The sequence below is a fragment of the Nocardia rhizosphaerihabitans genome (genome assembly GCF_014646295.1).
Taxonomy (GTDB): Bacteria; Actinomycetota; Actinomycetes; order Mycobacteriales; family Mycobacteriaceae; genus Nocardia; species Nocardia rhizosphaerihabitans.
Genome location: NZ_BMNE01000001.1, coordinates 892,015 through 909,518, shown reverse-complemented (window position 1 = coordinate 909,518; position 17,504 = coordinate 892,015). Strand labels below are relative to the sequence as shown.

Here is a 17,504-nt window from a genome sequence, read left to right as displayed (position 1 = left end):
ATTCCCGAAAGGCTGATCTGTGTTCAATCTCGCTGTCCTGCTGGAAGATACGGCCCGCAGGCAACCCGATGCCGAGGCGATCGTGCTGGGTACCGAGCGGTTGAGTTACGTCGAACTGGACGCGCGGGCCAACCAGGTGGCGCAGCTGTTGACCGCGCGTGGCCTCGAACCCGGCGACAAGGTGGCGCTGTCGTGCCCGAACCTGCCTGAATTCGTCGTCGCCTATTACGGCATTCTCAAGGCGGGCGGGGTCGTCGTCCCGCTCAACATTCTGCTGCGCGCACGCGAAATCGCCTACCATCTCACCGATTCCGGGGCCCGGTTCTACTTCTGTTACGAAGGAGGCGCCGAGCTGCCGATGGGTGAGTACGGGCGAGAGGGTTTCGTGGCGGCGTCGAGCTGCCGGGAGATGGTGGTGATCACCACCGACGGTCGAGCCGATTCCCCGTATGCCGGCATCGACACCATGGCCCAGGCGGTCGCGTCGTGTCCGCGGGATTTCGACACCGTCAGTCGCAATCCTGATGACACCGCGGTCATCCTCTACACCAGCGGAACACCCAAGGGCGCCGAACTCACCCACGCCAACATGGTCATGAACGCACTGACCGCGAACCGGTTGTTCGACAACAGTCCCGAGCGCTCCGACAGCCACCTGGTGACCCTGCCGTTGTTCCATTCGTTCGGCCAGACCATCAACATGAACGCCGGCCTATCGGTCGGCGCCACCCTGGTGTTGTTGCCGCGCTTCGACGCCGGGACCGCGTTGCGGACGCTCGCGCAGGAGCGCATCACCTTCTTCGCCGGTGTGCCGACCATGTATTGGGGGCTGCTCAACGCCCTCGACGGCACCGTCGATATCGACCTGATCGCCGGCACCCTTCGCAAGGCCGTGTCCGGCGGGGCCGCGCTCCCCGTCGAGATGCTGTCGCAGTTCGCCCAGCGCTTCGGCGTCCAGATCCTCGAGGGCTACGGGCTGTCGGAAACCTCCCCGCTCGCGATGTTCGCCGATCCCGGCCGCGATCCGCGGCCCGGATCCATCGGGATCCCGGTCTGGGGCGTCGAAGCCCGACTGATCGACCCGGAGTGGAACACCGTCACCGGTGCCGGGGAGATCGGCGAGATCGCGCTACGTGGGCACAACGTGATGAAGGGCTATCACCACCGCGCCGAGGCCACCGCCGAGGTCATGCGGGACGGTTGGTTCCGTACCGGTGACCTCGCGCGCTGCGATGCCGACGGTTTCTACTACATCGTCGATCGAGCCAAGGACATGATCGTGCGCGGTGGATTCAATGTCTATCCCCGCGAGATCGAAGAATTACTGCTCACTCATCCCGCGGTGTCGCTCGCCGCGGTCATCGGAATTCCCGACGCGCACTACGGCGAGGAGATCAAGGCCTTCATCGTGCCGGAGCGCGGAACGACTGTCAGCGCAGCCGATCTCATCGCCTGGTCACGGGAGCAGCTGGCCTCCTACAAATATCCGCGCGTCATCGAGTTCACCACCGAGCTGCCGACGACCGCCAGCGGCAAGATCCTGAAACGCGAACTCGCCGTCCGCGCCCAGCCCCCGGCGGCCTACAGCGGGGCAACAGTCTCCGGCAGCTGACCGGCGCCGGATCCGGGGCCGCGGTGCCCCACAACGCCGGATGCCGGCGACTCTGCGCTGGTCCGGTGTCAACGATTGAAGATGAGGACCGATCATGAGGATGAAATCAGCGACGGCGACCGCCGTGCTCGCCGCGGTCGCGGTTGCTATGACCGCCGCGACCGCGGGTGCGGTTCCGGAGCCTGCTCCCCAGGCATCCGGGGTGCGCTACGAGGTCACCAGGGACGGCGATTCGGCCGTAGTGAAACTCGACGGGGGCAGGATCGAGCAGATCGACTCCCAGCTGCTGATCCGCGATGCCGCCGATCAGCCGCTCGCCGCGATTCCCCTGCAGTACCAGCTCGACGACACGGCCTACCCCATCGCCGCGCGGATCGACGGAACCACGGCGCGTCTCACCCCGGCCAGGACGGGTGGGCAACCGGTCGCCGCGACTACGCGGGCCGAGGCGATATCGGTCGACCAAGCCGCTACGCAGGTCGCCGAGTCGTTCGTACCGCGTGACGCGCAGGCGCTCGGCGTCTTCGCCCAACGGGCTGGCATCGGCGCGGCCGTGAGCGCCGTTGTCGGCGCCGTGATCGGTGGCGGAGTCGGTTGTCTACTCGGCGCCGGAGCCGGCGCGGTGCTCTCCAGCCCGCTCATCGTCCTGTTGGCGCCGGTTGTCGGCGCCACGATCGCGGGTTGCGTGGTCGGCGCGGCGACGTTGGGTGCCGTCGGCACGATGGCCGGCCTGCTGCTGGCGGGTGGGCCGATCTTGGTGTTCTCCGCGATTCAGTACTTCTCCACGGTCTTCGCTCCGTGCCCGCCGGAGCAGGCGCAGTGCAAGGACCCGGCCACCGTCCCGGCCAAGTAGCCCGCACCGTCGTCTGGGTGGCACAGGCATGTGACTGCGCCACCCAGCCCGACGGACTGCCACCACCATCAACCGTCGGCCGCCTTTCGCCACGGTTGCCGAGAGCGAAAGCACGGAACACCTCGATCATGCCCCAGCCCACTGCATCCGACCTGGTGAGCGAATCGCTCGTACCGGGGAAACCGGTACATCCATCGCGTGTGCGCCGCGCGCGGCAATGGGGGAGCGAGTACGTGCCCGGGCTGCTGCTCACCGCCGTTGTCGTCGCCGCCATCTTGCTGACCACCCGGCGGTTCTCCGCCATCAGCCCGCTGCTGGCTGCGATTCTGGTAGGTGCGATCGCCGCGAATGTCATTGATATTCCCCAACGCATCCGGCCCGGATTGCAGTTCTGCGCCAAGCGGCTGCTCCGGATCGGAGTCGCACTGCTCGGGTTGCAGGTGACCTTCACCGATATCCTCGGACTCGGCCCCGCGACCCTGCTTGTCGTGCTTGTCGTGGTCGTCGCGGGAATCGGCGGCACCATGTTGTTCGGCCGGATGCTCGGCGTCGGGTGGACCCAGCGGCTGTTGATCGCCTGCGGATTCTCGATCTGCGGCGCCGCTGCGGTCGCCGCGGCCGACGGCGTCGTCGACGCCGACGAAGAAGAAGTCCTGACCTCGATCGCACTGGTGGTGGTGTTCGGGACGCTGCTGATCGCGATCATCCCACCCGCGGCCCATGCGCTCGGGCTGGAAGCGGCAACCAGCGGGGTGTGGGCGGGCGCCGCGGTACACGAGGTCGCTCAGGTGGTCGCTGTGGGTGGGGCGCTCGGTGGGACCGCGCTCACGATCGCGGTGGTGGTCAAACTCGCCCGGGTCGTTCTGCTCGCGCCGGTCCTGGCGGCCATCAGCTGGCACATCCGGCGTAGCCAGACCGCCGAATCCATGGCGGCGGGGCACCAGCCGCCGCTGGTGCCGTTGTTCGTGCTGGCCTTCCTCGCCTGCGCGGCGATTCGGTCGACCGGCGTGATTCCCTCCGCCGCGCTGGACCTCGCGCGTGAGATACAGACGGTCTTGCTCACCGCGGCCATGTTCGCGCTCGGCACCGGGGTACGGTTGCGCTCGCTGGCCCGGATCGGCGCCCGCCCGATCGTGCTGGCGACCGGCTCGACCCTGTGGGTCACCATGCTCGCCCTGGCCGGAGCACTGATCGCGACCGCCTGAGGCCGCGGGGTGCGGTAGCAGTTGGGCGCCCATTTTTCGAGATAGTGGCCGGTTTCGGCATCCGCGCTTTCGCTGGTTCGAAACCAGCGGGGACCCCCGGATGAAGACCCTCTGGTCAGGCGATACGCCCGGTCAGGGGTCTTTTCGTCGCTTCCGACGATGGTGGCGTTCAGCGTTCGGTCTCGACCTCGGCGAGGCGGCGCGCCAGGAAGCGGCGTGCCTCATCGTTGCCGACCAGCGTCAGCGCGGCCCGGTAGTGCTCGGCCGCCTCGCGCGGGCGGCCCGCACGGCGCAGCAGCTCGGCGCGGGTGGCGCCGACCAGGTGGGTGCCGGCCAGGCGCGGGTCCGCCGCGACTTCGTCGAGGGCCGCGAGCCCCGCCGGGAAGCCGTGCGCGAAACCGACGGCTACGGCGCGGTTCACGCGGACCACGGGCGACTCGAGATACCCGAGCAGTTCGTCGTAGCCGGCCAGTACCGCGTGCCAATCTGTTTCCGACCAGCTCGGTGCGCTCGCATGTGCGGCGGCGATGCGTGCCTGCGCCAGATAGGGTCCGGCTCCGGCGGCGGCCGAGTCCAGGGAGGATAAACCGGCCGCGATGGCCGCACGATCCCACCTCGCGCGGTCCTGGTCCTCCAGGGGCACCAACTCCCCGTCATCCGAACGCCGTTGCGCGCGCCTGCTGTCCTGCAACAACATCAGCGCGAGCAACGCCCGCGCCTCCGATTCGCCGGGCAGCAGCCCACACACCAGCCTGCCGAGCCGGATCGCCTCGTCACACAATTCGGCACGGACGGCGGCCGGACCCGACGTCGCCGAATACCCTTCGGTGAACACCAGATACACGCAGGCCAGCACCACCGGCACCCGGTCGGCCAGCAGGTGCGGTGGCGGCACCCGCAGCGGGATGCCCGCCTGGCGGATCTTCGTCTTGGCTCGGGTGAGTCGTTGCGCGACAGTGTGTTCCGGTTGCAGGAACAGGCGCGCGATCTCGGCGGTGCGCAGACCGCATACCAGGCGCAGCGTCAACGCCACCTGGGAAGGCGGTGACAGTGCCGGATGGCAGCAGGTGAAGATCATCCGCAACTGGTCGTCGGTCACCGGGGACACCTCGGCCTCCTCGACCGGTGAGCGCAGCAGCGCCGCGCCGTGTTCCTTGTCCGCCCTCGCCGATTCCCGCCGCAGCCGGTCGAGGGCGCGATGGCGGGCGGCGGTGGTGATCCACGCGCCCGGGTTGGCGGGCCACCCGCGTTCGGGCCAGGTGCGCACCGCGTCGGCGAACGCCTCCTGCACCGCGTCCTCGGCGAGTCCGATATCCCCGGTCAGTGCGGCCACCGTCGCCACGGCCCGCCCGAACTCCGCGCGGTAGACCGCGTCGATCGTCACGGGCGGGTCGGTGCGCACGCTCAGCCGCCCAGGTCGACGATCTGGCGTACCTCGGCGCGACCACTGTCCCCGAGCGGGACGGCCGCGGCGATCTCGGCGGCTCGGTCGCGTCCCTCGGCGGTGAACAGGTAGAACCCGTCGACCACCTCGGCGAACTCGGGATAGGGGCCGTCGGTCAGCAGGAGTCGGCCGTCGCGCCTCTGCACCGTGGTCGCGGTGGACGGCGGTCGCAGCGCGCCGCCGCCGCGGAGGGCGTCGGCGTACTTCTCGCCGAACCGCGCGTGCTCGGCCGCCATGACGTCCCACTCCGGTGTGCCCGGCTCGACCACCGCCGCGGGCGATTCCCACAGCAGGGCCAACCACCAGTCCGCACGCGGGGTGGCGTGCGGTGACCACTCGACGAGCGGGCGGATCTCCACCCCGCCGCTCTCGACGGCGGGCAACTGCCGCGCCAGCCGAATGGCCTCGTCCAGATCGGGGGCTTCGAACACGTAGAACCCGCCGACCACCTCGGCCTGCTCGGTGAACGGGCCGTCGGTGACCAGGGTCCGCCCGCCCGAGCGGCGTACCTGGATCGCCTCCGCCGACGGGAACAGCGCCGCGCCACCGGCGACGGCCGCACCTTCCTTCTCGTCGAATTCCGCGTACCGCGCGACCTCGGCGTCGAACTCCGGCGTACCGGGTCGTGCGGCGGGAGTGTCTTCGCGTCCCACCAACGTCACCAGATAATGCATGGCGCACACCTTCCTCGATGTGAGGGGCCGATTACCCCTCTCTACCAGGACGACGAACCGCACGGGGCGTTCTCTACATCGGGTGTCGGGCGATGTCGATCGGTGACAACGACATCGAGTCCGGGCTGTTCGCGGTGCCACGATTGCTCGGGCACCTCTAGGTCCGTCCGGCCACTCCGAGCTGACGTATCAGCCGGGCCAACCACGCTCGGGCTGCCGGCTGATCGTTGTCGAGCAGCAGCTGCACGGTGACGCCGTCGTAGGCGGCAATGACCGCGCGCGCCGCCTCGCCGATCGAGCCCAGCTCCGCGGGCAGGCTGAACTTGCTCTCGGCGAGCTTGGCTTCGAGGGCCGATCGCAGCTGCGCGCGATGGGTGATCAGCCGCGCGGCGGTCTCCGGCCTGCGCGCGGCGTGGGTGAGGAAGTCGGTCTTCACCAGCAGCCAGTCGCGATCGAGAAGCAGTGTCGCCGAGAGCCGGTCGACGAACGATTCGAGGTCCGTCGGGTCCGCGACGGCGTCGAGAGCGGCGCGCACCTGCTCGTTGATCAGTGTGGCGCGCTGGTCGTAGAGGACGAAGAACAGCTCTTCGAGACTGTCGAACTGGGAGTAGAACGCGCCGCGCGTATATCCGGCCGCGCCGCAGACGTCGTCGATGCGCACCGCGCCGAACCCCTTCTCGGCGAACACCCGGAACGCGGCATCGAGCAGGCGCGCCCTGGTCTCCGCGCGGCGACGCGTGATGCGCGGCGCTTTGACGGGGCTCCCGGCGGCAGCGGTCGGCGTCACGGATTCGGTCGAGTGGGGCGAGTTCACCCGAGTAGGATACCGGCTCGAATCGGATGCATTAGTGTATCGGATGCAGGATTGAATTCTCTGGAGTGCTCAGTGGGAAGTGGAGGTCGTCCGGATGGATGCCGATGTCATCGTGGTGGGCGCAGGTCTGGCCGGGCTTGTCGCAACACATGAGCTGACCCGCCGTGGCAAGCGCGTGCTCGTTGTCGATCAGGAGAACGCCGCCAATCTCGGCGGCCAGGCCTTCTGGTCCTTCGGCGGGCTGTTCCTGGTAGACAGCCCCGAGCAGCGCCGTCTCGGCGTCCGGGACTCGCTCGAGCTGGCCTGGAACGACTGGTCGGGCAGCGCGGGTTTCGACCGGCTCGACGACGAGGACGTGTGGGCGGCGAAATGGGCGCGCGCGTACGTCGAGTTCGCGGCGGGGGAGAAGCGCTCGTACCTGCACGAACTGGGACTCCGGTTCCTGCCGTCGGTGGGCTGGGCCGAGCGCGGTGACCTGCGTTCCGACGGACACGGCAACTCGGTGCCCCGATTCCATGTCACCTGGGGCACGGGAACCGGTGTCGTTGCGCCGTTCACGGAGTCGGCGCTGCGGGCCGCGGACACGGGGCTGGTGACCTTCCGGCACCGGCACCGCGTCGACGAGCTGGTCTTCACCGACGGCGCGGTCACCGGCGTGCGCGGCGCGGTCCTTGCCGACGACGACGCCGAACGAGGCGCGCCGTCCAACCGCGACGTGCTGGAGGAGTTCGAATTGTCCGCAGGCGCAGTCGTTCTCGCCACGGGCGGGATCGGCGGCAACCACGACATCGTGCGCAGGCACTGGCCGGAACGGATGGGCACGCCACCGGCGACCATGATCACCGGTGTCCCCGCCTACGTCGACGGCCGCATGCTAGACATCGCCGCCGACGCCGGCGTCCGGCTGGTCAACCGCGACCGCATGTGGCACTACACCGAGGGCATCCAGAACTGGGCCCCGATCTGGCCCGGCCACGCCATCCGGATCCTGCCCGGCCCCTCCTCGATGTGGTTCGACGCCCTCGGACGGCGCCTGCCCGAACCGTATCTTCCCGGCTACGACACCCTCGGCACCTTGCGCTACCTGCGCACCACCCCCGAACTCGCCCCGCACGACCACTCCTGGTTCGTCACCACCCAGCGCATCATCGCCAAGGAGTTCGCCCTCTCCGGTTCCGAGCAGAATCCCGACATCACCACGAAGAACCGGAAGGCGATCGTGACCGAGCGGGTCTTCGGTAAACACGCACCCGGGCCGGTCGAAGCCTTCAAGCGACACGGCGCCGACTTCGTGGTCGCCGACACGATCGACGACCTCGTGGCGAAGATGAACACACTGACCGACGAGCCGCTGCTCGATCCCGACCGCCTCCGTGCGCAGATTCGGTCCCGAGATCTCCAGGTGGGCAACGCTTTCAGCAAGGACGCCCAGATCCAGGGCATCCACAACTCCCGCCGCTACCTCGGCGACAAGCTGATGCGGACCGCCGCACCCCATCGCATCCTCGACCCGGCGGCGGGTCCGCTGATCGGCGTCAAGCTCCATGTGCTGACCCGCAAAACCCTCGGCGGTATCCAAACCGACCTCGGCTCGCGCGCTCTCGACGCCGACGGCAACGTCATCACCGGGCTGTATGCGGCGGGTGAAGCGGCGGGCTTCGGCGGTGGTGGAGTGCACGGATACAACGCGCTGGAGGGCACCTTCCTCGGCGGCTGCATCTTCTCCGGTCGTGCCGCCGGTCGTGCGATCGCCGACAGTCTCTGAGCGGCGCCGGAGACAGCGATGCCGCCGACGGAGCGGTTCGTCGGGACGAGGTCATCCGTGACGGTGGAAGTCCGGTAGCTGCCAGGTGCCGTCGAAGGCTGGGCCGGTGGGTCCGTAGATGCGGAAGTAGGTGAACCAGCCTGTGCCCGGGATGGTTTGGACCCAGCGATCGGGCGGGGTGTTCGGTGGTGGGGTCGGCCCGAAGTAGAGGGTGAGCGGGGCGGTGGTGTCGATGTCGGCGAGTTCGTACAGCGAGCGCAGGGCGGCTCGGTTCTGTGGCGCTCTCAGTTCGCTGCGGGTGCGCGCGTCGTAGACGGTGATGGACCAGAACAGACTCGCCGGGACCGGCTGCGGCACGGTGAGGCTGTAGTAGCCGGCGCCCTCCAGGTAGGCGCCCGCGGAGTCGCGCAGGCCGAGCCAGTACAGCGATCCCGCGCCGGGTTCGCGGGCGAACATGGCGGGGGATGCGATCTGGGCTTGGTAGAACCATTTCTCCCGCGCGTACAGGTCGGTGTAGCCGTCGGTGTCGAAGGTGCCGTTCTCCGGGCACAGCACGGCCCACTCCCACCGGCTGTCCGGCCACACGATCCGGTCCGGGCGGCGGTCGGCGAACGACTGCGCGCACAGGTGCAGGTGACCGCGCCTGGCGGCATCGGTGAGGATGGCCGTCATCCGCCGGTCGGGGTAGAACGGGGCGTCGCGCACGATGCCGAGGGCAGCGAGTTCCCCGTACTGGTAGCGGTAGGCGGGGTTGGGCGGTTCGGTCTGCAGGATCTCGTGCAGGACTCGCCAGTAGTCGAGGTTGTCCTCCCAGCGCACGGGCGAGAAGTCCAGGCCCTGCTGCACCGACAGATCGACCCAGTCCACCGGATTCGACTCGGCATCGGCGCCCAGCGGATACACCTTGACCTGCTGCATCAGTGCGATCGCTGCGTCGACGTCGGTGCCGTGGGGCAGTGCGCGCACGAGGACAAGGACCCGGTTGGTCGTGGCGGTACCCGGGAAATATCCCTCGGGGACCGGACCGGCGTAGCCGGGTGGCAGCAGCAGGTGCTTACCCCCGGCGTCGCCGGCGGGGCCGGGCAAGCCCAGGTCGAGGACCCAGAGCTGGTTGAGGTCGTTGGCCGTGCCCATGAGGGTGCCGGGCGGTATCTCCACGACCATCGGTCCGGCGGACAGGTCGACGGTGAGTCCGGAGTACGGGGTGTCGGAGTTGGCCGTGAACACGTACTGGTCCGGGGTGCCGACCAGCAGCGCCATCACGGTGTTCGGCACTGCCCCCGCGCTGAGATTTCCGCGCCAGGTCGCTTCCAGCGAGACGGTGGGATAGAAGAACCGATACATCGCCAGTGCCCGGTTGTAATCGAGTTCGTCATAGGCGCGACGCACAGCCTGGCTATGCGGAAAACCCCCGCGGATGTCCTGCGGTGCAGTCATCCCGGTCACGCTAGGTGGTCGAATATCGGTCGGCCTCACCTGAAACGGGTGAACTGCGCCGCTGTCCCGGCGCCGGAGAGCTCTTCAGATATCGCCGCAGTTGCAGTGGCGCATCATTGCGACGACAGCGTTCCTGCCGAGCGAATTCGGGGGCGGTGGGGCCCTAGGCTCGGTCTCGCCGAGATCGTCTCAGCTGAGGAGGTTGGTAGGTATGCCCAAATACATGTGGCGGGTCAGCTATCTCCAGGAAGGGGCGACTGGGCTCCTCGCGCAGGGTGGCAGTGCGCGTCAAGCGGCGATCACGGAGATGGTCGAGAGCGTGGGTGGACAGGTGGAAGCCTGCTATTTCGCGTTCGGCGAGGATGATCTGTTCGTCATCGGCGATGTCCCGGACGATGTCGCCGCCGCGGCGCTCGCGATTCGGACAGCCGCCGCCGGTGCTGCGGTTTCGCACACTGTCGGGTTGCTGACGCCTGCGCAGATCGACGAGGCCGTGGCGTTGGAAGTCACCTATCGGCCGCCGGCATAGCTGTCATCGCCGGCTCGGCGTCGGCTGATCGTTCAGCGCGCACAGCGCCTTGTCGACGAGCACGGCAGGCTCGAATCGGGCGGCGTCGGCCAGGCGTGGCATCTGGTTGAAGCTGATCGTCACGGCGCTGGTCGCGGTCGCGGCGACTAGCACCGAGAAACCGTAGATGGCGCCGTTGTGGCCCCACACCTCCAGCCCGCAGCTGGTCGTCCGCCGAAACAGTCCGAGGCCGACACCGGTGATTCCGGGGAGGTGGACGGCAACGGTCTTGGTCATCTCGGCGAACTCGGCCGCCGGTACCAGCCTGCCGGAGACCAGCGCGGTGAAGAACCGGTTCAGATCACGGCCACTCGACACCATGGCCCCATCCGGCAGTCCCCAGTTGGGGTCGATATCGGTGACGTCTACGCGCTCGTCGTCGAAGTAATGATATGCCCTGGGATGCGGTTCGCGAATCGCTTGTTCCGCAGGGTAATTCGGCCAGTAGGTTTCTGTGAGGCCGAGCGGGCGGATCACCCGTCCGGTGACTTCGTCCGCGATCGACGCACCGGTGATGCGCTCGACTACCTGCCCGAGCAGCAGATAGTTGGTATTCGAATAGCCGAACTCCGTACCCGGTTCGAACATCGCCGGACGGGCCAGCGCCATGGCGATCAACTCGTCGACGGGGCGTGATCGCCGCAGATCCGCCTCGGAGCTCAGCCGGAGCAACGGCAGATAGTCGGGTATGCCGCTGGTGTGGCTGAGCAACTGGCGCACGGTGATCCAGCTTCCGTCACCGCCGGGACCGGTGACCATCCCCGGGAGATAGTGCTCCACCGCGACGTCGAGTGCCGCGCGGCCTTCGCCGACCAGCTGCATGACGACGGCCGCGACGAAGGTTTTGGTATTGCTGGCTATCCGCACGCGCGCCGCATCAGGGAACGGTGTCTCGGTGGTGAGGTCACCGAACCCGCCGTCGAGCTGGATCTCGTGGTCGCCGTCGGTCGCCACCAGCTGTGCTCCGGGCACGTTGCCGTCCCGGACGAGCTGGTTCAGATCGGTCTCGAGCGCAGCGCTGGGAAATCGCACAGGTTGCGGGGCGCATGACACGCACACCGACATCACGACCGCGGTTGCCACCGAAAGCGCTGCGGTGAATCGCATGCTCCACCTCGCTGTGAACGTCCGCCCACCGGTCGCGGTGACATGGCGTCGGTACACCGCGCTGCTGGCGCCCATAGTAGTGCTCGGACCTGACCCGACGTGTCCCGCACCTCACTGGTGGGGAGCCGGTCTCGGTGATATCGCGGGCGTCTTTAGCATCGATGGCGACTACCTATCGAGGAAACCTGAGGACGTGTGTTGACCACCGAACAACTTGACCGCTGGAATGCTCAGGAAGCCGCTGCCGAGGCGATGATCCCGATCATCGGCACGCTGTACCGCGCGAAGGGTGTGACAATCCTGCTGCACAGCCGGTCGCTGGTGAACAAGTCGGTGATCAGCATCCTGCGGACGCACCGTTTCGCCAGGCAGATCGCCGGTGAGGAACTGTCCGTCGACGAGACCCTGCCGTTCCTGCAGGTGCTCAGCGAGCTGGATCTGGGGCCGTGCAAGATCGACCTCGGTCAGCTGGTGATGACCTATCGCGCCGATGACCGCGGCCTGTCGATCCCGGAGTTCACCGCGGCGGTGCTGGCCGAGGTGATCGGCGGCAACAAGGCCGAGCCGCAGGGCCCGCGCGATGTCGTCCTCTACGGCTTCGGCCGCATCGGTCGCCTGGTCACCCGGCTGCTCATCGAGAAGGCGGGATCCGGCAACGGGCTGCGACTGCGCGCCGTGGTGGTGCGCAAGGGCGGCGACGACGATCTGGCCAAGCGCGCCTCGCTGCTGCGCCGGGACTCGGTGCACGGCCACTTCAACGGCACCATCAAGGTCGACGTGGACAACAACACGCTCACCGCGAACGGCAACGTCATCAAGTTCATCTACAGCGATGACCCGACGACGATCGACTACACCGACTACGGCATCGACAACGCGATCCTGATCGACAACACCGGTCGCTGGCGTGACCGTGACGGACTGTCCCAGCACCTGCGCCCCGGCATCGCGAAGGTCGTGCTCACCGCGCCGGGCAAGGGCGACGTCCCCAACATCGTGCACGGCGTCAACCACCGCAGCCTGGACCTGACGCAGCAGATCTTCTCCTGCGCCTCGTGCACCACCAACGCGATCGTGCCGCCGCTCAAGGCCATGGACGACGAGTACGGCATCCTGCGCGGGCACGTGGAGACGGTGCACTCGTTCACCAACGACCAGAACCTGCTCGACAACTACCACAAGGCCGACCGTCGTGGCCGGTCCGCGCCGTTCAACCTGGTGCTCACCGAGACCGGCGCCGCCTCCGCCGTGGCGAAGGCGATGCCGGACTTCAAGGCCAAGATCACCGGCAACTCGATCCGCGTGCCTACGCCCGACGTGTCGGTCGCGATCTTGAACCTGCAGCTCGAGCAGGAGACGACGAAGGAGGACGTGCTCGCCTACCTGCGTCAGGTCTCGCTGGCGGGCCCGTTGAGCCGCAACCTCGACTACACCGCCGCCAACGATGTGGTCTCCAGCGACTTCATCGGGTCGCGCGCGGCGTCGATCATCGACGCCAACGCCACGATCGTCGAGGGTGACACCGCGATTCTGTACGTCTGGTACGACAACGAATTCGGCTACTCGTGCCAGGTGGTGCGGACGGTGCAGTACATCTCGGGCATCGAGTACCCGACCTATCCGCAGGTCGGCGCCCAGTCCGAGCCGCGTGAGCTGGCCGCTGCCGACGCGGGGTAACCAGCACAGCGACATTCGAGCGAGATGGCGCCTGACCTCTGGTCGGGCGCCATCTGCTGTCGTAGGCCGAACGCCGGCGCTTGTCGGGTAGTTGATCATTGTGCATACTTGGCGCATGACTTCTCGTCGAAAGGGCGTTCTGCGCCCGGGCCGTTGAGCCCCTCGCCGGTCATCGCACCGGCTTCTCTCCCGCTCGATCGCGGGGACGATTCCCGTCTTTCCTTCTGGTTGCGCGTGCGCGAGTTCGCGGTGCCGCCCAGCATGATCGACATCGCGACCACCCGGCGCCGTGTCGGGGACTGGGCCGGGGCGTGCGCGGCCGCTCATGTCGACGTCGAGTTCGATCTTCGTGCGCTGGCACGGACCCATGGCTCCGAACTCGCCGCGCGCGTGCGGGCAGACCTGCGTCATCTGGCGCCGGACCTGTTGCGCTGGCACCTGCCCCGTGTCGCGCCCGACGGATTGCTCCGGCCCGGCCTGACGATGGTGCTGGCCCGCTACAGCGACGACGGAATCCGCAGTGGTACAGCAGGTTTCGTAGACCTGGTGGTTCGTACTCCACCGGCCTGGGCTGATGCCGGTCAGCGGATCAGCCTCGCGCTCTGGGACGGATCCGGGACGAGCCCGCACCCACATCCCCGGCCCAACCGCCGTTTCCGGTTGGACCTGCACCGCCACCTGTGGGACGCACGCAGAACAGCCGAGCTGCGGAGGCGTTCCGGCGTAGCGGACTGGGCCGCGAGCAACGCCGACGCGGAGCAGATGCGTACCGGTGCAGTGGAATTCACCACCAACGATGCGGCGCTCACCACCCTGATGTCGCGGGGTTGTGCTGTCGACCGCTGGGCGGCCGAAGCGGCAATTCTGCTGCGCGCCGAGCAGTCGCACGCCGGCTCGGTTCTCGTGCGCTACGGCGCCCGGCAGCGGGTGGTCCTAGACCTGAATACCGACGGGGATCCGTCCGAGTCGCTGAGCGGGGCCGCCGCCGAGCCGGTGCCGCGGATCGCGCAGAACTACTCGCGAGGCGCAGTATCCGCACTGCCGGTCCTGCCCGACGCCGCGACCTGGGTACTTCCCGACCTGATGTTGCTCCGTGCCGGTGCGATCTCCGCGGATCGGCTCCATCCCCTGGTGGCCGCGGCGCTCGACCCGGCCTGCTCGTCGGCCGATGTACCCGGAACCACCGCGGGCGCAGGCAATCCGCGGATCGTGGAATGCCGGGGTGCGCAACATCGGATCGGGTTGGTGAACGGGGTGCTCGCCGCACTGGACCACGACCCGGCCGAAATCCGGCGCGAGGAACTGCTGGTTGCCCTGACCGGCACCCCGCTGCCCTGCCTGCAGGTCATCGACCAGGCGCATCGTCGTCCTGACCGGCTCGCCGGCATTCGCGAACGATTGGACCACGGCGACACCGCCGGTGCGCTGGCCGTCGTCGAAGGCCTGCTCGGTCCGGACGCGCAGTTGCGCGACGGTCCGCTCCGGGACGAACTGGAGTCCGTCGTGCAGCGGCGGATCACCTACGGCCTGTTCCGCGCCGGATTGCCCGCACCCGGTCGTGGCCTCGATCGGTCTATCCCGCGTCCCCGCAGCGTGCGCGCCATGCATCCGCGCCACGCGACATCGTCTTGCCCCTGCGGTCGTCGGCATTCGTGACGGCTGTTCTCGCCGCTGCCACGGCATGCGGACTGCGGACTGTGCTGAGCGCGCACACATCGTCGTAAGCGTCGGTGTGCCGACGAGGTGGCGAAAAGGGCCGACCCAACGCGGTGCCCCTCCAATTCACAACTACCCCAAAGGTGATTCCCCTATGACTACGCAAATCCCTTGTGCTCCACTCCCGGCGATGTACTCCCAGCTCGACGTCGCAGGCGACCTGCTGGCCCTGCTGGGCGAGGTGACCACCGAGCCGCGTCCCGATACCCGCCTTGAGGCGCTGACGCTGGCCGTGGCGGCCGACCTGCCGGTGCTCCTGTGGGGTGAGCCCGGAATCGGCAAGACCGCCGCCCTCACCCAGCTCGCCGAATCGCTCGACCTGCCGCTGACCACGGTGATCGCGAGTGTGCATGAGCCGTCGGACTTCTCGGGCTTGCCCATCATCGGCGACGATCCCGCGACGCACGGTGTCCCGATGGCCCCACCGGACTGGGCCGTGAAACTCGCCCGCACCGGTCGCGGACTGCTGTTCCTCGACGAACTGTCGACCGCACCGCCCGCCGTGCAAGCCGCCCTGCTGCGGGTGGTCCTCGAGCGCAGGATCGGCGCGCTGCAACTGCCGCCGGGTGTCCGCATCGTCGCCGCCGCCAACCCGCGCTCCTCGGCCGCCGACGGCTGGGAGCTGAGCCCACCGCTGGCGAACCGTTTCGTGCACCTGCAGTGGACCCACGACCACGACGTCGTCGTCCGTGGCCTCGGCGGAACATGGCCGCGGGCGACGCTGCCCCGGCTCGCACCCGAAAAGCTGCCGGAGGCAGTGGCTTTCGCCCGGCGCGCGGTGTGCGAACTCCTCGCGGCCCGGCCGAAACTGGTGCATCAGATGCCCACCACCGAGACCCGCCGGGGCGGTGCCTGGCCGTCGCCGCGCAGCTGGGAGATGACCCTGCGGCTGATCGCCTTCGCCACCGCGGCGGACGCGAGTCGCGATGTGCTGTCGATTCTGGTCCGGGGCACGATCGGCGACGGTCCCGGCTTCGAGTTGCTGACCAGCATCGACCGGATGGATCTGCCCGACCCGGAGGTGCTGCTCGCCGACCCGGATGCCGCCGAGCTGCCCGAGCGGGGAGATCTGCGCCAAGCCGTGCTCGACGCGGTGGTGGCCGCCGTCCGCAAGCGCCCGGAGAAGTCCCGCTGGGACGCTGCGTGGGAACTCCTGGTCACAGCGGTGAATACCGGGGCTCCGGATCTGGTGGTCGTTCCCGCGACCACCCTCGCGACCTTGCGCCGGGACAACTGGGAGGTCCCGGCATCGATCGAACAACTCGCCGCGATGGTGTCGGTGTCCCAGCGCGCCGATCGCGCCGCGGCCCGCGTCGCCGAGGTTCGCCGATGACAGCGGAGATCGCCGGGCTGGACTACGACAAGCTGTATGCCGCTCGGCTGCACGCGGTCTCGGCCCGGCCGTACCTGGCCACGGCCCTGTACGCACTGCACATCGTCGAGTCGCGACGGGTCCCGACGATGGCGGTGGACAAGCACTGGCGGTGCTACGTGTCGCCCGTGTTCGTGGACTGCACGCCGGAGGAGGAGCTGGCCTCGGTGCTGGTGCACGAGGTCTCGCATCTGCTGCGCGACCATCACGGGCGCAGCGATCGATACGCCCGCGCGCACGACCTGACCGGGCCCGCGGAGCGCCTGCGGATGAACATCGCGGCGGACGCCGAGATCAACGACGACGTGTTCGGTGCCGGGTTGGTCTGGCCGACAGGGGCAGTCATGCCGGCGACCCTCGGCCTGGCCGCTGGCGAACTCATGGAGGATTACCTGCGCGAGTTCAGCCTGGGTCACCTCACCCAGGACTTCGCCTGGCTCGACTGCGGCAGCGGCGCGGACGGCCTCGACCGCGACTGGGAACTGGGGCCCGACGGCGCCGACGGACTCAGCGAACAGGAACGCGCCGCGGTCCGATTCCGGGTGGCGCAGGGCATCGTCGGCCGCCCAGGGACCACACCCCAGGGATGGCAACGGTGGGCGGACAGAGCGTTGCACCCGCCCCAGCCATGGCGGGACCTGCTGGGAGCGGCCCTGCGCTCCGCCGCATCGGCCCCCGGCGTCGGCGCGGACTACACCTACGGCCGCCCGGCACGCCGCTCGGCCGCGCTGCCCGGCGTCGTGCTGCCGAGCCTGCGCCGCATGCCACCCCGCGTCGCCGTCGTCATCGACACCTCGGCGTCGGTCAGCGATACCGAACTCGGCAGTGCGCTGCTCGAAGTAGCCGCCATCACCCACGCCGTCGGCGGCCGCCGCGACCTCGTCACCGTGTTCTCGTGCGACACCGCGGCCCGCATCGCCGTCCCCCTGTGCCGCGCCGAGGGCATGGCACTGATCGGCGGCGGCGGCACCGACCTACGAACCGGTTTCACCAAAGCCCTGCGCACCCGCCCCGACGTGATCGTCGCCCTGACAGACGGCCAAACCCCCTGGCCTGCAACACGCCCCGCCTGCCGCACGGTGGTCGGCTTGTTCCGCCGGGAACATGCGTGGAGCGAAGACAACCCGGACTACATCCCGGACACCCCACCCACCTGGGCGCGGGTGGTCGACATCGGCTGAGGACCGAGGTCGACCAGCCGCCACCCTGGGCCTTCTCGGTCTCCGCGTCCAGCATCGCGGTCGGCTCGTCCAGCATCAT

General features: G+C 68.6%; 14 protein-coding genes. 9 read left to right on the top strand and 5 right to left on the bottom strand.

Annotated features, from left to right (window positions below; genetic code table 11):
* Nucleotides 1–19: 19 nt before the first annotated feature.
* The 3 genes from IEY60_RS04040 (at nt 20) to IEY60_RS04030 (ending at nt 3,670) form a co-directional block, all read left to right on the top strand.
* Nucleotides 20–1,612, top strand: a complete 1,593-nt coding sequence (locus IEY60_RS04040; RefSeq protein ID WP_189023883.1) for a long-chain-fatty-acid--CoA ligase — start codon at nt 20–22, stop codon at nt 1,610–1,612.
* A 94-nt stretch (nt 1,613–1,706) separates the two neighbouring features.
* Nucleotides 1,707–2,465 (top strand): DUF8020 domain-containing protein, encoded by a 759-nt coding sequence (locus IEY60_RS04035; RefSeq protein ID WP_189023881.1) that lies wholly within the window; start codon nt 1,707–1,709, stop codon nt 2,463–2,465.
* A 128-nt stretch (nt 2,466–2,593) separates the two neighbouring features.
* Nucleotides 2,594–3,670 (top strand): YeiH family protein, encoded by a 1,077-nt coding sequence (locus IEY60_RS04030; RefSeq protein ID WP_189023878.1) that lies wholly within the window; start codon nt 2,594–2,596, stop codon nt 3,668–3,670.
* 169 nt (nt 3,671–3,839) lie between these two features.
* On the opposite strand, the gene IEY60_RS04025 is transcribed toward IEY60_RS04030, so the two are convergent.
* From IEY60_RS04025 to IEY60_RS04015, 3 genes are all read right to left on the bottom strand, one after another.
* Entirely contained in the window at nt 3,840–5,054 is a 1,215-nt protein-coding gene (locus IEY60_RS04025) for an RNA polymerase sigma factor (protein WP_189023876.1), read from the bottom strand.
* Between the two features lie 20 nt (nt 5,055–5,074).
* Nucleotides 5,075–5,788 (bottom strand): YciI family protein, encoded by a 714-nt coding sequence (locus tag IEY60_RS04020; RefSeq protein ID WP_189023874.1) that lies wholly within the window; start codon nt 5,786–5,788, stop codon nt 5,075–5,077.
* A 157-nt stretch (nt 5,789–5,945) separates the two neighbouring features.
* On the bottom strand, nt 5,946–6,602 hold the full coding sequence (locus tag IEY60_RS04015) for a TetR/AcrR family transcriptional regulator (protein ID WP_229739525.1): 657 nt from the start codon (nt 6,600–6,602) through the stop codon (nt 5,946–5,948).
* Nucleotides 6,603–6,696: 94 nt separating this feature from the next.
* On the opposite strand from IEY60_RS04015, the gene IEY60_RS04010 reads away from it, so the two are divergent.
* A complete protein-coding gene (locus tag IEY60_RS04010) occupies nt 6,697–8,367 on the top strand; it encodes an FAD-binding dehydrogenase (protein ID WP_189023872.1) in 1,671 nt (556 codons plus the stop codon).
* A 51-nt stretch (nt 8,368–8,418) separates the two neighbouring features.
* Here IEY60_RS04010 and IEY60_RS04005 read toward each other — a convergent pair whose 3' ends face one another.
* Nucleotides 8,419–9,804, bottom strand: a complete 1,386-nt coding sequence (locus tag IEY60_RS04005) for a DUF1214 domain-containing protein (protein ID WP_189023870.1) — start codon at nt 9,802–9,804, stop codon at nt 8,419–8,421.
* Between the two features lie 211 nt (nt 9,805–10,015).
* On the opposite strand from IEY60_RS04005, the gene IEY60_RS04000 reads away from it, so the two are divergent.
* The gene (locus tag IEY60_RS04000; protein WP_189023869.1) at nt 10,016–10,333 is read left to right on the top strand and encodes a GYD domain-containing protein; all 318 of its coding nucleotides are present in this window, start codon (nt 10,016–10,018) and stop codon (nt 10,331–10,333) included.
* 3 nt (nt 10,334–10,336) lie between these two features.
* Here the strand turns inward: IEY60_RS04000 and IEY60_RS03995 are convergent, their stop codons facing one another.
* A complete protein-coding gene (locus IEY60_RS03995; RefSeq protein WP_189023868.1) occupies nt 10,337–11,404 on the bottom strand; it encodes a serine hydrolase domain-containing protein in 1,068 nt (355 codons plus the stop codon).
* A 273-nt stretch (nt 11,405–11,677) separates the two neighbouring features.
* On the opposite strand from IEY60_RS03995, the gene IEY60_RS03990 reads away from it, so the two are divergent.
* The 4 genes from IEY60_RS03990 to IEY60_RS03975 all read left to right on the top strand — a co-directional run bounded on the left by IEY60_RS03990 (nt 11,678) and on the right by IEY60_RS03975 (nt 17,425).
* Nucleotides 11,678–13,156 (top strand): glyceraldehyde-3-phosphate dehydrogenase, encoded by a 1,479-nt coding sequence (locus tag IEY60_RS03990; RefSeq protein WP_189023867.1) that lies wholly within the window; start codon nt 11,678–11,680, stop codon nt 13,154–13,156.
* A gap of 234 nt (nt 13,157–13,390) precedes the next feature.
* Nucleotides 13,391–14,812: a hypothetical protein gene (locus tag IEY60_RS03985; RefSeq protein WP_229739524.1), complete on the top strand. Its 1,422-nt coding sequence runs from the start codon at nt 13,391–13,393 to the stop codon at nt 14,810–14,812.
* A 154-nt stretch (nt 14,813–14,966) separates the two neighbouring features.
* On the top strand, nt 14,967–16,205 hold the full coding sequence (locus IEY60_RS03980) for an AAA family ATPase (RefSeq protein WP_189023866.1): 1,239 nt from the start codon (nt 14,967–14,969) through the stop codon (nt 16,203–16,205).
* A complete protein-coding gene (locus IEY60_RS03975) occupies nt 16,202–17,425 on the top strand; it encodes a vWA domain-containing protein (RefSeq protein ID WP_189023865.1) in 1,224 nt (407 codons plus the stop codon). The genes IEY60_RS03980 and IEY60_RS03975 overlap by 4 nt, the downstream gene beginning before the upstream one ends.
* Nucleotides 17,426–17,504 lie beyond the last annotated feature (79 nt).